Origin of the sequence: Halococcus sp. PRR34 (assembly GCF_028617175.1) — an archaeon.
Lineage (GTDB): Archaea > Halobacteriota > Halobacteria > Halobacteriales > Halococcaceae > Halococcus > Halococcus salifodinae.
In genome coordinates this window covers 34933-48583 of sequence record NZ_JAQJDA010000004.1, presented here as the reverse complement: position 1 = coordinate 48583, position 13651 = coordinate 34933, and the positions used below count along the sequence as shown (strand labels likewise).

General features: G+C 65.3%; 10 protein-coding genes, 1 tRNA gene and 1 rRNA gene. 4 read left to right on the top strand and 8 right to left on the bottom strand.

Annotated features, from left to right (window positions below; translation table 11 throughout):
* The first annotated feature begins 287 nt into the window (after positions 1–287).
* The 3 genes from PHA81_RS06620 (at position 288) to PHA81_RS06610 (ending at position 3646) form a co-directional block, all read left to right on the top strand.
* The gene (locus PHA81_RS06620; RefSeq protein ID WP_005044945.1) at positions 288–665 is read left to right on the top strand and encodes a Rid family detoxifying hydrolase; all 378 of its coding nucleotides are present in this window, start codon (positions 288–290) and stop codon (positions 663–665) included.
* Between the two features lie 198 nt (positions 666–863).
* A complete protein-coding gene (locus PHA81_RS06615; protein ID WP_005044943.1) occupies positions 864–2228 on the top strand; it encodes an APC family permease in 1365 nt (454 codons plus the stop codon).
* A gap of 98 nt (positions 2229–2326) precedes the next feature.
* On the top strand, positions 2327–3646 hold the full coding sequence (locus PHA81_RS06610) for a 5'-deoxyadenosine deaminase (RefSeq protein WP_005044940.1): 1320 nt from the start codon (positions 2327–2329) through the stop codon (positions 3644–3646).
* A 106-nt stretch (positions 3647–3752) separates the two neighbouring features.
* On the opposite strand, the gene npdG is transcribed toward PHA81_RS06610, so the two are convergent.
* Both npdG and PHA81_RS06600 read right to left on the bottom strand, forming a co-directional pair.
* Entirely contained in the window at positions 3753–4421 is a 669-nt protein-coding gene (npdG, locus tag PHA81_RS06605; protein WP_273835933.1) for an NADPH-dependent F420 reductase, read from the bottom strand.
* A 133-nt stretch (positions 4422–4554) separates the two neighbouring features.
* Complete coding sequence (locus PHA81_RS06600; RefSeq protein ID WP_085945734.1) at positions 4555–5994, bottom strand: NCS2 family permease; 1440 nt, start codon at positions 5992–5994, stop codon at positions 4555–4557.
* Between the two features lie 205 nt (positions 5995–6199).
* Between PHA81_RS06600 and PHA81_RS06595 the strand changes: the two genes are divergently transcribed.
* The gene (locus PHA81_RS06595) at positions 6200–7795 is read left to right on the top strand and encodes an acetolactate synthase large subunit (RefSeq protein WP_005044933.1); all 1596 of its coding nucleotides are present in this window, start codon (positions 6200–6202) and stop codon (positions 7793–7795) included.
* A gap of 53 nt (positions 7796–7848) precedes the next feature.
* On the opposite strand, the gene PHA81_RS06590 is transcribed toward PHA81_RS06595, so the two are convergent.
* The 6 genes from PHA81_RS06590 to rrf form a co-directional block, all read right to left on the bottom strand.
* On the bottom strand, positions 7849–9633 hold the full coding sequence (locus tag PHA81_RS06590) for an archaea-specific SMC-related protein (RefSeq protein ID WP_005044931.1): 1785 nt from the start codon (positions 9631–9633) through the stop codon (positions 7849–7851).
* Entirely contained in the window at positions 9630–10274 is a 645-nt protein-coding gene (rdfA, locus tag PHA81_RS06585) for a rod-determining factor RdfA (protein WP_005044930.1), read from the bottom strand. Before rdfA ends, PHA81_RS06590 begins: the two co-directional genes overlap by 4 nt.
* A 224-nt stretch (positions 10275–10498) precedes the next feature.
* The gene (locus PHA81_RS06580; protein ID WP_005044928.1) at positions 10499–11179 is read right to left on the bottom strand and encodes a nucleotidyltransferase family protein; all 681 of its coding nucleotides are present in this window, start codon (positions 11177–11179) and stop codon (positions 10499–10501) included.
* 106 nt (positions 11180–11285) lie between these two features.
* On the bottom strand, positions 11286–12647 hold the full coding sequence (gene cofH / locus PHA81_RS06575; protein ID WP_005044926.1) for a 7,8-didemethyl-8-hydroxy-5-deazariboflavin synthase subunit CofH: 1362 nt from the start codon (positions 12645–12647) through the stop codon (positions 11286–11288).
* Positions 12648–13202: 555 nt separating this feature from the next.
* Positions 13203–13278: transfer RNA gene (locus PHA81_RS06570), tRNA-Cys, on the bottom strand.
* A 227-nt stretch (positions 13279–13505) separates the two neighbouring features.
* Positions 13506–13620 (bottom strand): 5S ribosomal RNA (rrf, locus tag PHA81_RS06565).
* Positions 13621–13651: the final 31 nt, after the last annotated feature.

Below are 13651 nucleotides of genomic sequence, written 5' to 3'. Positions count from 1 at the left end.
TGAAAGAACTCGTTCGCCAGAGTGACGATCGGGCGAGATAATACACACCCTAAGTGTGTAAAAATCGGAAAATGTCCTTCGTTCGATCGGTGACAGTGAGTTGCGTCATCACCAGAGACCGGCGTCACAGTCCATCGATTCAACGACTCGCCACACGCCTTTCGACGAGGGCGAGTTGAACGGGCGTGAGATCACGCCGTGGTGAGTGAGACCGGTGACAGCGGCCGGCGTTCGGCTGCTTACCCACACTCCAGAAAGATTAAGCCGGGCCAGCGTGAGGTGAGCGCGTGAAGCGCATCATCAGTACGGGCGACGCACCGGCGGCGGTCGGCGCGTACAGCCAGGCGACCACGAACGACGATCTCGTCTTCACCGCGGGTCAGATCCCGTTCACGCCCGACGGCGATTCGCTCGCCGACGAGTCGATCGCGACCCAGACCGAACAGTCACTCTCGAACGTCGAAGCCATCCTCGCCGAGGAGGAGCTCGATATGGGCGACGTGCTCAAGACGACGATTCTCCTCGCCGACATCGACGACTTCGACGAGATGAACGAGACCTACGCCGGCTTCTTCGACGACGAGCCGCCCGCCAGAAGCGCCTTCGAGGTGGGGAACCTCCCGAAGGGCGTCGGCGTCGAGATCGAAGCCATCGCGTCCCGGTAATCCACTGGAAAAAACCCCTCTCGGACGGTCGATCCGGCAGTTTCGTCGATCCTGATCGGGTTCAACAACGGTAGCTTCCAGAAAGCGTCAAGCGAGGCGTCACTCAGTCCAGAGCTTGTGGCGACAGCAGGTGGTTCCACCGCGTCGTCACGGCAACCATCCGGTAGTCCTAATTGGCTCTGCTCCAGAGCGAACGCAATGGCGGACGCTCGCGAAACCCCGGACGATCTCCCGCGGACGGTCGGCCTCCGTGACCTGCTGTTGTTGAGCGTCGGCGGAATGATCGGCTCGTCGGTGTTCTTCTACCCCGCGTTCACCGGTCAGTGGATCGGTCCGGCGGCGATCCTCGCATGGCTCGTCGCGGGCGTCGGGATGGTGAGTATCGCGCTCTGTTACACCGAGCTCGCGACCGCGTTCCCCCACTCCGGCGGCCCGGCGGTCTTCCCGGCCGAAACCCTCGGCTCGAACGGGCTCGTCAGACAGTTCTTCTCCTACCTCGAAGGAACGTCGTACGCGCTCGGCTGGGTGTTCGGCGTCGCGGTTTCGGCGTGGTACGTCGCGAACTACCTCGGCGCGATCCCGTCGCTCGCGGGAGTTCGGTCCCACACCGTGCTGTTCGGGCTGCTCGCGATCGGTGCGAGCCTCGGCGTCACGCTCGCCGGGATCGACGTGACCAAACACACGAACCTCGTCCTCACCGCGTTCGTCCTCGCGGTGCTCGCGGCGGTCGCAGCTCTCGGATTTGCGAACGGCGAGCCCGCGAACACGACGCCGTTCGTTACCGGAAGTAGCACCCAGTTCCTCACCGCCGTCGGCGTCGCGATCACCGGCTACGGCGCGTGGACGGTCGTTCCCGCGGCCGCGGGCGAGGTGAAACGGCCGGCGTGGACGATCCCGCGCGCGATCGTCGGGAGCCTTCTCATCACCACGCTGTGCTACACGGCGGTCGTGGTCGCACTCCATCTCACGACTCCTCCGAGCGCGTTCGCGGGCGACAATCTCGTGATGGTCGCGCCGCTCTCGGCGGTCGTCGTCGACGCGGGGCTCCCGCTGCTCGCGAACTACGCACTGCCCGTCGCGGCGCTCGTCGCCATCTTCACCACGATGCTCGTCGGCATGACCAGCTCCGCGCGCGTCCTCCGCGCACTCGCCGAACGCGACACGTTCCCGACTGCGTTCGCCGCGACGAGCGACCGCACGAACGCCCCCTACGTCGCGCTGTGTGTCGTCGCCATTGCCGCTGCGGCCGTCGTCGTCGGCAAGCAGGTCGTCGGCGGGATCGTGCTCGCCGCACTCGTCGGCACCGTCCTCCCCTATGCCATCAACATCGCGTCGTTCGTCGGTCTCCGGGTCTACCGGACGGACGTAACGCCGACCTTCCACGCGCCGGGCGGCCTCCTCACCGCTGGGGTCGCGTTCGGCTTCCTCACGCTTCTGGCAGCCGGGCTCTCGATCGATTACCCGGTGGCTGCCGGTCTCACCGTCGCGACGCTCCTCGCCGGGTTCGTCGTGCAGTACGTGTTCGGCGACGTCACGGCGACGCCCGACAGCGAGAACGCCTGACGTGTTCCCGTGAGGAAAGCCGACAGAGTACGTCGCACATGCCGTCGACCGACAGCTAGCAACCTTTTTGTTCGTCGACCGGCGACCGGTACTCGGTTATGCTACTGGCTGGCACCGTCGTTGTCGACGCGCAGACGGTCATCCACGACGGTGCGGTCGTGGTCGAGGACGACCGGATCGAAGCCGTCGGCGACGCAGCGGAGCTGGAAGATCGCTACCCCGACCACGCGACCACGGCGTACGACGTGCTCGCGCCGGGCCTCGTCGGCGGTCACATTCACTCGATCCAGAGCCTCGGACGAGGGATCGCGGACGACACCGCGCTGCTGGACTGGCTGTTCGACTACGTTCTCCCGATGGAGGCGACTCTCGACGCCGATCAGATGGAAGCCGCCGCCAAACTCGGGTATCTCGAACTGATCGAGAGCGGGACGACCACGTGTGTGGATCACCTCTCCGTCTCACACGCCGATCGGGCGTTCGAGGCCGCCGGCGAGCTGGGAATCCGTGGACGGCTGGGGAAGGTCCTGATGGACAAGGAATCGCCCGATGGCCTCCTCGAAGAAACCGACGCGGGCCTCGACGAGAGCGAACGACTCATCCGGGAGTACCACGGCGCGTTCGACGACCGCATCCGATACGCGGTGACGCCACGGTTCGCGGTGAGCTGCACCGAGGAGTGTCTCCGCGGTGTGCGCGAACTCACCGACCGGTACGACGGCGTCCGCATCCACACCCACGCGAGCGAGAACCAAGACGAGATCGCGACGGTCGAGCGCGAGACCGGCCACCGCAACATCCACTGGCTCGACGAGGTGGGGATCACCGGCGAGGACGTCGTGCTCGCCCACTGTGTCCACACCGACGAGACCGAGCGCGAGGTGCTCGCCGAGACCGGCACCCACGTCACCTACTGCCCCTCGTCGAACATGAAGCTCGCCTCGGGGATCGCGCCGATCCCGGACTATCTCGATCGCGGGATCAACGTCGCGCTCGGCAACGACGGCCCGCCCTGCAACAACACCCTCGACCCGTTCACCGAGATGCGCCAGGCGAGCCTGCTCCAGAAGGTCGACGCGCTCGATCCCACGAGCACGCCCGCCGAGACGGTGTTCGAGATGGCGACGGTAAACGGTGCGGACGCCGCCGGGTTCGAGGGGATCGGCAAGCTCGTGGAGGGGTGGAAGGCCGACATCATCGGGCTCACGACCGACCTCACGCGCGCGACGCCACTCCACGACGTGCTTTCGCATCTGGTCTTTGCGGCCCACGGCGACGACGTCGCGTTCACGATGGTCGACGGCGAAGTGCTCTACGAGGACGGCGAACTCACGGTCGCCGACGCCCACGCGATCCGCGAGGAGGCTCGTGCTGTGGACCTCGATCTCGACGCGGTCGCCGACGAGCCGGTTCCATGACCGACCGGGGTGAGGACGTCTCGCTCGACGGCGCGACGATCGAATCGGTGCGGCGGGAGGCGACGCGCTCCGTGGTTGGTCGAGAATCGTCGAGTCCCGGTAGCGGTTACTGGAACCGGACGCCGAGGTCGTGCATCCCGTCGTTGTTCATCGCGAGGTTGATGAGCAACGGCGTGATGCTCTCGATCTCGGCGCTGTTCGCGAGCGGCCCGGCGTCGAGCGCACGCAGCCCGTCGATCTCCTCCGCGAGCTCCACGACGACGCCCTTCGCGTCGGCGTCGTCGCCGGAGACCACGACGTCGAGGGCGAGTTCTCGATCGAGATCGGTGAGCGCGCCGGCCGCGAGGTTCTGGAACGCGCTCACGATCGGCACCTCGTCGGGCGTGACGGCCGCAACCGCCTCCGCGACGCTACCTGCTTCCGGTGTGTCGTAGTGAAAACCGGTGCCGTTGCGCGCCATCGCCACCGCGGGGCTGACGACGATCGCCTCCTCGGTGAGGTCGTCGCGCACCGCCTCGATCGTGTCGGCGGCGTAGGCTGGCGGGACGCCCGCCACGACGATCCGGCTCCCCGCGGCGGCGCTCGCGTTGTCGGTGCCCGAAATATCGGTGTCGATGCCGCGATCGGCCAGGCGATTCCGGTAGTCCGCCGCGCGGGACTCGCCCTTCTCGGCGTTCCGCGAACCGATCACGATCTCGTGGTCGGTGTCGCGTGCCCATCGAAGCGCCAGGCCTTCGCCGATGTCGCCGGTACCGCCGAGTAGTGCGACTCGCATACTCGCCTCTCGCCTGACGGTGGCAAAAACGTACCGTCTCCGGCAGTGTGCACGGAGCCGCGCCGGTTCACACCAACCGAGGGAGTGCTTCAAGCACCCCACCGCCGAGACACAGCGCCTCGTCCGAAATGCGTTACACTGCCCCGGTAAGCACGCCGCTCGTGCGGACGTAGAAGTAGACCACGAACGCAGCGGCGATCACCCACTGGCCCGCTTTGACGTCGTCGAACTCACCGACCGCGGTCTTCATGATGGGGTAGGTGATGAGGCCGGCGGCGATGCCGTACGCGATCGAGTACGTCAGCGGCATCACGAGGATGGTGAGCCCCGCCGGGATCGCGTGCGTCAGGTCGTTCCAGTCGATGTCGGCGACGTTCGTGAGCATCAACAGCGCGACCACGACCAGCGCGATGTTCGAGGCGTACTGTGGAATCGCCGCTGCGAACGGAACGACCACCAGCGCGAGGAGGAACAACACGGCGATAACCAACGCGGTCATGCCCGTACGGCCACCCTCTTCGACGCCGGTTGCCGATTCGACGAACGTGGTCACCGTCGACGTACCGAGGGCCGCACCGGCCGTGGTGGCGACCGCGTCGGCCATCAGCGGTTTGTCGATGTCCGGGAAGTTGTTGTCCTCATCGAGAAAGTCACCGGCCTGGCCGACGCCGACGAGCGTGCCAGCCGTATCGAAGAAATCCACGAAGAAGAACGTGAACACGACGAGCCCGAAGACGAACCCGTCGATGTCGGTGAACCCCTCGAGGAACGCACCGAACAGCGGTGTGATGTCGTACTGTGCGCTGGGCAACGTCTCCGGGAACAACACGCCAGGATCGGTGAGACCGACGGTGGTGGCGAGATATCCCAGTACAGCCGTGAGAACGACACCGACGATGATCGAACCCTTGACGCCCCGAGCGTACAGCGCAAGCGTGACGAACAGTCCAAGCACCGCAAGGATCGCGACGGGATCGGAGGCAACGTTACCGAGTGTGAGGAGCGTCGTCGGATCGTCGACGACCACCTGCATCGCCTGGAGACCGATGATCGCGAGAAACAGGCCGATTCCAGTACCGATCGCGAGTTTGACCGGCTCCGGAAACAGCCTGATGACGTACGTCCGTGCTCCGACGGCCGTCAACACGATGAAGATGATCCCTTCAGTGAATATCGCCGCCAGGGCCGTTTCCCACGGAATGCCGATGGCCCCCACGACGGTGAACGCGAAGAAGGCGTTGAGTCCCAGACCGGGAGCCAGACCGAACGGCTGGTTCGCGTAGAACGCCATCACGAGAAGTCCCACGACGGCCGAGATGATCGTCACGACCGTCAGCATCTGCTGGACCTCCACCACCGAGTACCCCTCGATCACGATACCGGGCTTGCCATCGCTGCCCGGTATCCCAGCCAGTATCGCGGGGTTCACGACGATGATGTACGACATCGCGAGAAAGGTCGTGATCCCGGCGACGATCTCGGTCCTGAGATCGGTGCCGTGTTCTTCGAACCCGAAGTACCGCGCGAACACCGAACCCTTCGTCCCGCCACCCTCGTCGCTGCCCCCCGACATCGATCCAGTATCGTCTGCCATGTCGTCGTGACACATCACAGCAGCACTTTTAGTCGTTTGGATAGGACGGTGGATACTCGTCCCGGTGAGTTTCGTGGCCGGCACGGACCGGGCGCGACGTCGACTACCGAACGGCGAAAGCGTCAGTGACACTCTTTGCCACGATGGCGACGGGCTAATGTACCCGCTGGGTGTAGCCTGGCGCATGCAAACCGCAGCCGATCTCCTCGTCGAATGCCTCGAAGTCGAAGGGACCGATCACGTCTTCGGTCTCCCCGGAGAGGAGCTTGAGGAGCTCCTCTTCTCACTCCGGGACTCGTCGATCGAGTTCGTCCCCGTTCGCCACGAGCAGGGCGCGGCGTTCATGGCCGACGTCCACGGCCGACTCACCGGCGATGCGGGCGTCTGTCTCGGGACGCTCGGGCCGGGCGCGACCAACCTCGTGACCGGCGTCGCCGACGCCCAGCTCGACAAGAGTCCCGTGGTGTCGATCACCGGCCAGGGTGGGCTCGAACGCCTCCACAAGGAGAGCCATCAGAAGCTCGACATCGTTGATATGTTCGAACCGATAACGAAGTGGAACACCCAGATCTCCGACCCCGAAATCGTCCACGAATCGGTGCGAAAGGCGTTCAAACTCGCCGAACACGAAAAACCCGGTGCGACCCATCTCGAGTTCCCCGAAGACGTGGCCGGCACGGAGACCGAGGCCTCCCCACTCCCGACGCGAAGTCGGATCCGGCGGCCGAGCCCCGACGAGACGGCGGTCGAGCGCGCGGTCTCGTTGCTGGCCGACGCCGACCGGCCGATCGTGCTCGCGGGCAACGGGGCGATCCGCACTCGCGCATCGGAGCGCCTCCGGTCGTTCGTCGACGCGACCGACGTTCCGGTGGTCGCCACCTACATGGGGAAAGGTGCGGTTTCGGACGCCGACGACCACTCGCTGTTCGCGCTCCAGTACGAAGCCGAAGCGGGCGGCGGCACCCGGATCGCCGACGCCATCAGGAAGGCTGACGCGGTGCTCACGGTGGGCTACGACATCGCCGAACACGACCCGGAAGACTGGAACCCCGCAGCCGACAAGCGGATCGTCCACCTCGACTTCGAGCCCGCCGAGGTGTACGCCCACTACAACCCGAACGTCGAGATCGTCTGCGACGTCTCCGCGGGGCTGCGCGCGATCCAAGAGTACGGCGACGACATCGGCACCGATCCCGACTGGTACGCCTCCATCCGCGAGGACGTCGTCACAGCGAAGTTCGGCCGGCCCGACGGTGACGACGCCTTCTCAGTGCGGCGCTCGCTCCCGCTGCTCCGGGACGCGATGGCCGACGATGACGTCCTCATTTCTGATACGGGCAGCCACAAGATGGCGATCGCCCAGGACTACCCGACCTACGAACCGAACACCTGCATCATCTCCAACGGGTTGGCGACCATGGGGATCGCGGTCCCCGGCGCGGTCGCCGCCGACCTCGCGATCGACGGCAACGTGGTTGCCGCCACCGGCGACGGCGGCTTCCTGATGAACGCCGCCGAGATCGAGACCGCGACCCGCCTCGGCTGCTCGTTTACCATCCTCCTGTTCAATGACAACGACTACGGCCTGATCTCGGAGAAACAGGCCGAGCATCGCGGCGAAAGCACCGGGACGCAGCTCACTAACCCCGATTTCGTCACCTTCGCCGAGAGCTTCGGGATCGAGGGCTACCGCCCCGAGAGCTGGGACGAACTCGACGACGTGCTCGATCGCGTCGTCCCCGACGACGACATCGCGCTCGTCGAGGTGCCGGTGGAATAAGGGTTCGTCGACGAACGAAACGGGACACCGAACTGCACGATCACTGCGGATCGCTACTGCGGTGCCGTGACCGACCGCTCGTCGGAGACGACCGTCCAGTCGTCGAGTGCGATCTCGTTGCCCTCGAACGCCGTGTACTCCGGGTGGACGGTGAAAACGATGTACGTCGCTCGATCGCGGAGGTACTCGACGAGAGTGTGGAGGTTCTCGTCCGCGAGGCTGCTCAGGCCGTCGACGAGCAGGCAGGGAACGGTGTCGCCGACCTCGAAGGCGGCGTGGCCCGCGAGCGCGGCGACGAGCCCGAGGAGTTCGCGCTCGCCCTCGCTCAGCGCGCTCAACTGTGCTTCCCGGCCGTTCCGCGCGACCACGAGGTCGAAGTTCGGCGTGAGGTGGGCGGTCTCGAACCCGGTCTCGAACCGAGGGACGATCTCGCCGATCGCGTCGTCGAACGCTTCTCGTGTGCGGCGTTTCACCGCAGCCTTCCGGTTGCGGAGGTCCGCGATCTCGGTCGAAAGGCGCTCGCGTTCGGCTTCGAGGTCATCGGCGCGCTCGACGCGGGTTTCGAGCGTTGCCAGCTCGTCGCGGTACTCCTCGAGCTCCATCTCGCGGTACTTGACCTCGCTTTCGAGGTCGGTGAGCTCGTCGGTGGTCGCCGAAACTTCGGCCGAGAGCTCCTCGATTCCGTCGTCGAGCTCGTCGCGCCTGGTCCGCAGCTCCGCGAGGCGCTCGCGGCGGTCGGCGACGGTCGATTCGTGGTCCGCGATCGCCTCCTCCAGGTCGCGCTCGCGTCGCTCGGTCTGGGTGAACTCCTCGGCACGCGCTTCGAGTCGATCGACGGTGTCCCGGTGGGTCTCGACTGCCGAGCGGAGGTCGGTGACGCGCTCGCCGAGCGCGTCGACTCGGGCCTCCATCCCGCTGCGCGACGACTCGCTGTCACAAACCCAGCACGCGACCGCGTCGTCGGTGAGCTGGTGGTCGACGTCGGTGACGAGGCCGAGGCGGTCCTCTTCGAGCACGCGCTGGTTGGCCGAGTAGAGCGATTGGAGGAGATCGACGTCGTTTTTCACGCTCTGGAGTTCCTCACGGGCGTCGGCGAGGTCCGCCTCGACCGACGACTCCTCCGGAACCGTGAGCGCTTCGAGCGCCTCCCGTTTGTCCGCGAGCGTCGCTTCGGTGCGTTCGACGGTGTTCTCGAAGCGATCGATCCGCGAGTCGACCTGGTCGCGTTCGGCCCGGAGCTCGCTCAGTCGGTCGCGCTCGTCCGAGCCGTCGTCCTCGGTCGAGAGTTCGCTCATCCGTCCCTTCGCATTCTCGATCTCGGTTTCGAGCCGTTCGATCTCGTCGCGAACGGTTGGGGTTCGGTCCGCGGCTTCGTTCGCCTGCGCGAGCTCGCCCTCGACCTGCTCGCGTTCGTGTTTCAGACTCCCGATCTCCTCGTCGATGTTCTGGATGTCGAGCGGTTGCAGCAGAACTTCTTCGAGGTTCTCGCCGGCGTCGACCGCCTGGCGGACCGGGTTGCGCTCGTCGAGGCAGGCGAACAGCCGCGCCCGCTTGCGGTCGTACTCGTCGATGAGGTAGGGAGATCCTTCCCGTCGGACGGTCCGTCCGTCGCGGACGAGTTCGACCGTGATCGACGCGTCATCGGCGTCGAGTTCCACGTGGCCGCGGTCCGCTCCCTCAGTCAGCGGCGACGCCACCCCGATTGCGGTTTCGAGCGCCTGGATGAAGCTCGATTTGCCCTCCCAGTTCGTGCCGCGGATCGCGTCGAGGCCGGGTTCGAGCGTCGCCGCCCCGTGACGGATCCCCGCGATGTTCTCGATGTCGAGGTGCCAGGTCATGGTGTGCCCTCGCTCGGCACGCGATCGTGGTGCTCGGCGCAGACGTACCCCCGATCGAGCGCCGTGTCGAGCGGCACCCGGCGCGGGCACTCCCCGCAGGTTAGCTGGACTTGGACCTCGACCGTGGCGGCCTCGCCGCCAACGAGGTCGTCCTTCGACGCGAGCGCGCCGAGCGCCTCGCGGACCCGGTCGGCCGTCCGGTCGCGGGCGATCCGCACGCTCTCGCGCTCCCAGTCGGTCCGGGCTTCGGGAGTCCCCTTCTCCCTCCCGAGACAGTCGTTGAGGTGGTTGCGCATCGTTCCCCACGAGATCATGTCGTCGCGGAGCGTCTCGCCGTCGATGCCTGCCGCGGCGAGGACGTCGATGAGCTCTGCGCGTTCGAGGTCGTCGTCGCCGGTCAGGATCGCGTGGTCGGCGTCGAGCTGGGTCGCGAGCGTCTCCCGACCGTTGGCGTCGTAGCTGGCCCGGAGCAGTCGCTTGTTGAACCACTCCGTCAGCGATCGATACCCCTCCGCGGCTCGATCGTCGTGCCCCAACCAGCGAGAGAGCAGATAGTCGTCGACGGAGTCGTGAGTCGACGGGGCGGTGAGGTCGTAGCGCTCGGCGTTGCGCTCGACTTTGCAGCGTGATTCTGCACTCATTCGCCCCTCGTTATGCGAGATATACATATATGGCTACCGAATCGTTCACATGGCGCTGGTCGTGGAGTGAAGCGACATCGGCGACCGGCCGATTTCACACCCCTAGATCGTATAGTTCAGCACAGAGGAATCGGAACGATCGGAGCGATCACGGCGACACCGGACGAATCGGGAAGGGACGACCCACGCTGTGTGTACAGCGAAGGATCCGGCAGTCAGTCGAGTCAGTGGACGTCTTTCCGACGGTCGACGTCGCGCACGACTCCCGGATCGTCGGTTTCGACGAGAGCCGTGTCGTCGCCAACGAGCAACTCCCGACCGCCGGTGTCGCCCTCGATCGCCGCGAGCGCGGTGAAGTGAGCCGCGTCGAACAGGGCGGGGTTGCCGCGCTTTCGGTCGTACGCCGCCGCGAGGATCGTCCCGTGGTCGGCCGCGTACGCTTTCAACAGTCGCTCGATCGAGTCGGGATCGACGTGGGGCATGTCACCGAGCGCGAAGATCACCGCATCCCAATCCCGCTCGCGCGCGGTCGCCACGCCTGCGTGGACCGACGTGCTTTGCCCTCGCCCGTAGTCGGCGTTCGTCACGAAGCCGACGTCGAGCCCCGAGAGTGCCTCGCGGACCGCGAGCGCTTCGTGTCCCACCACGACCACGACCTCGTCGACAGGGCTCGCGAGTGCCGTCGTCGCCGCGCGCCGTACCAGAGCCTCGCCCTCGATCTCGACGAGGAGCTTGTTCTCGTCTCCAAACCGGCTGCTCGTGCCCGCGGCGAGCACGATACAGCCGACCCGTTCGGAGGGTATCGACGCACCCGCGAGGTCGTCCGTCGTCACGATCGGCAGGTCGGTGGGCGAGCTGTGTGTGCCGTTCGGGGAATCGTCCGGTTGGTTCGTGTCGTCGCTCATCCGAATGCACCACGGAAGGAATGGCTCCGGACGCACATGAATCGTGGTGGCGCAGCGAGCACGGCGAAGCGCCCCGACGTCGTGGATGCGAGGGAGCGAACGGTGGTCAGGAAAGCAGCGGCGTTCCGTCGGCACGTGGTCCCAGAACCGGGCCGATCGGATCGGCGTCGAGATCGATCCGGCGGCGGTCCTCGTAGTCCATCGAGCGCTCGACCGGAGTCCGGCCGATGGCAGAGATCATGTCGACGTAATCGGCGAGCGATCGGAACTCGCCGTAGCTCCCGCCGGCGCGCTTCGTGATCTCCTCGGAGAGGATCGTTCCCATGAAGTCGTCCGCACCGCAGTTCAGGAGTTTCAGTCCCTTCTCGTCGCCGAACTTCACCCAGCTCGATTGGATATGATCGACGTTGTCGAGAAACAGTCGAGAAACGGCGATCAGGAGTTCGTCCTCGGCGTCGCTCGCGCCGCCCGAGACGATCCCGCGCTCGTACAGCGGCGTCTGCTGGTGGATGAACGAGAGGGGAACGAACTCGGTGATCGCGCCGGTGCGGTCCTGGAGCCGACGAATCCGATCGAGATGCATGACGCGGTGGCGCTCGTTCTCGACGTGACCGTACATCATGGTCGCCGTGACGGGCAATCCCGCCGCGATCGCTCCCTCCATCGCTGCGACCCACTCTCCGGAGTCGATCTTGCCGGGGCAGATGACGTCGCGCACCTCGTCGACGAGGATCTCGGCGGCCGTTCCGGGTGCGGAGTCGAGGCCGGCGTCTGCGAGACGACGATACACTTCCTCGTAGCGCCGATCCGTGCCGCGAATCGCGTGGTACGCCTCTTCGGGCGTCATCGAGTGGAGGTGGACGTCTCCGACCGACATCGCCCGCATCTGCTCGACGTAGGTTCCGGGCGGGGTTTCGTACTGCTCGGGTGGTTTGTAGTTCACGTCGCTCGCCGGGCTGTCGAACGACCCGAGGATCTCGTGATGCTCGTCGTCGAGCGCGAGCCCCGGATGGAGCCCCGAGACAGACGTCACCTCGGAGACGCCCCGTTCGACCGCGTCACGGACGGTCTCGCGCGACTCGTCGAGAGTCTTCGTGAAGCCGGCGTGATCGACCGCCGAGTCGGATTCGAAGTTCGCGGCGGTGTCCTTGAAGTTACAGAACAGACAACCGGTGTTACACGCGGTGGTGACGTTGTTGTTCAGGTTCGCCACGAACGTGACCTCCTCGCCGACGACCTCGGCACGACGGCGATCGGCAGCCTCCAGCACTCGCTCCTTCCGGCCGTGGTCGATGCCCGCGACATTGGAGCCCGTCGTGATGAGCGCCACACCGTCCTCGACGGAGAGGCGCTCGCCGTCACGTGCCTTCGCGAGGGCGTTCTCGAACGCCTGGTCGGTCTCAGGCATGTGATCGAACTCGATCGTGTCGGGATCTCCCGACGCTGCACCGTCTGCGGGTTCGAGCATACGCCAGCCAGTACGGCGCGCGTGATAAAGCTACGCTCGTATCTGATTGTACGACCCGAAACCGGGTGAACGAGTGGAGACCGAGCGCGAGCAGAGATGGATATACATCGTTACGGACCACCGCCTCTGGTCGAGAGCAGGTGGAGACCATGCCATCCCAGAACGTACAGAAATCGTGGCTCGCATCAGAAAAATACGCGCAGATATACGACATCAACAGCGGACAAGGATACCCAACAGCACCACACACGGTTTCAAAGAGAGTGAGATCAGAGCGGAGAAGCCAACTGTCCCTGAATTCTGAGCACATATTCCATCAAAGCAGAGAAAACCTACCACAAAGGACAAGAAGAGGAGCCGATCGATCATCGACGACTGGTGTAGCTATCGCTCGATCTGGGAGACGAGTTATGAGCCGAAAGGGCCGACGTAGAAGTTTCGTGTTTGCCGATACCGAAGTAGAACGACGACGAGGAAGGTGGTAGCTGCTACAAAGCTGGCGCAGTCGAGAGCGGACCCATCCGTTGCTCGACGTCACGAACGGACGGGATGAGAAGCCAAGGGCCGGATTTGAACCGGCGATGGGCGGCTCTGCAGGCCGCTGCGTTAGGCCGGACTCTGCCACCTTGGCGCAGTTGCTACTACTGAACTCGAAGGGATAACGGTAGCGATTGCTACCGAGCGTTGCCACTCTATGAGAGTGATGAATCGAGGCACCGAAACGGTGCCTCAGGTATGAATGGAAAGGCGGCGAACCACTAGTTGCGAGCCGTTGTAACGGAACGGTCTCGGGTTCCACCGGGACGGACCCAGCGTGTACTACCGATTGCGTTCCTGGGCTCGTACTTGGCCCCTCTTGCGAGGCAGTTTTCCCAGAGGCTCGCGCACTCCAGTACTCGCTGGAACGCTGGCGGGCTTATCTGCCGTGTTCGGGATGGGTACGGGAGTTTGCCCCGCCGCTATGGCCGCCTCAATGCCGATCCGCGGAATCGAACCGCGTGCAG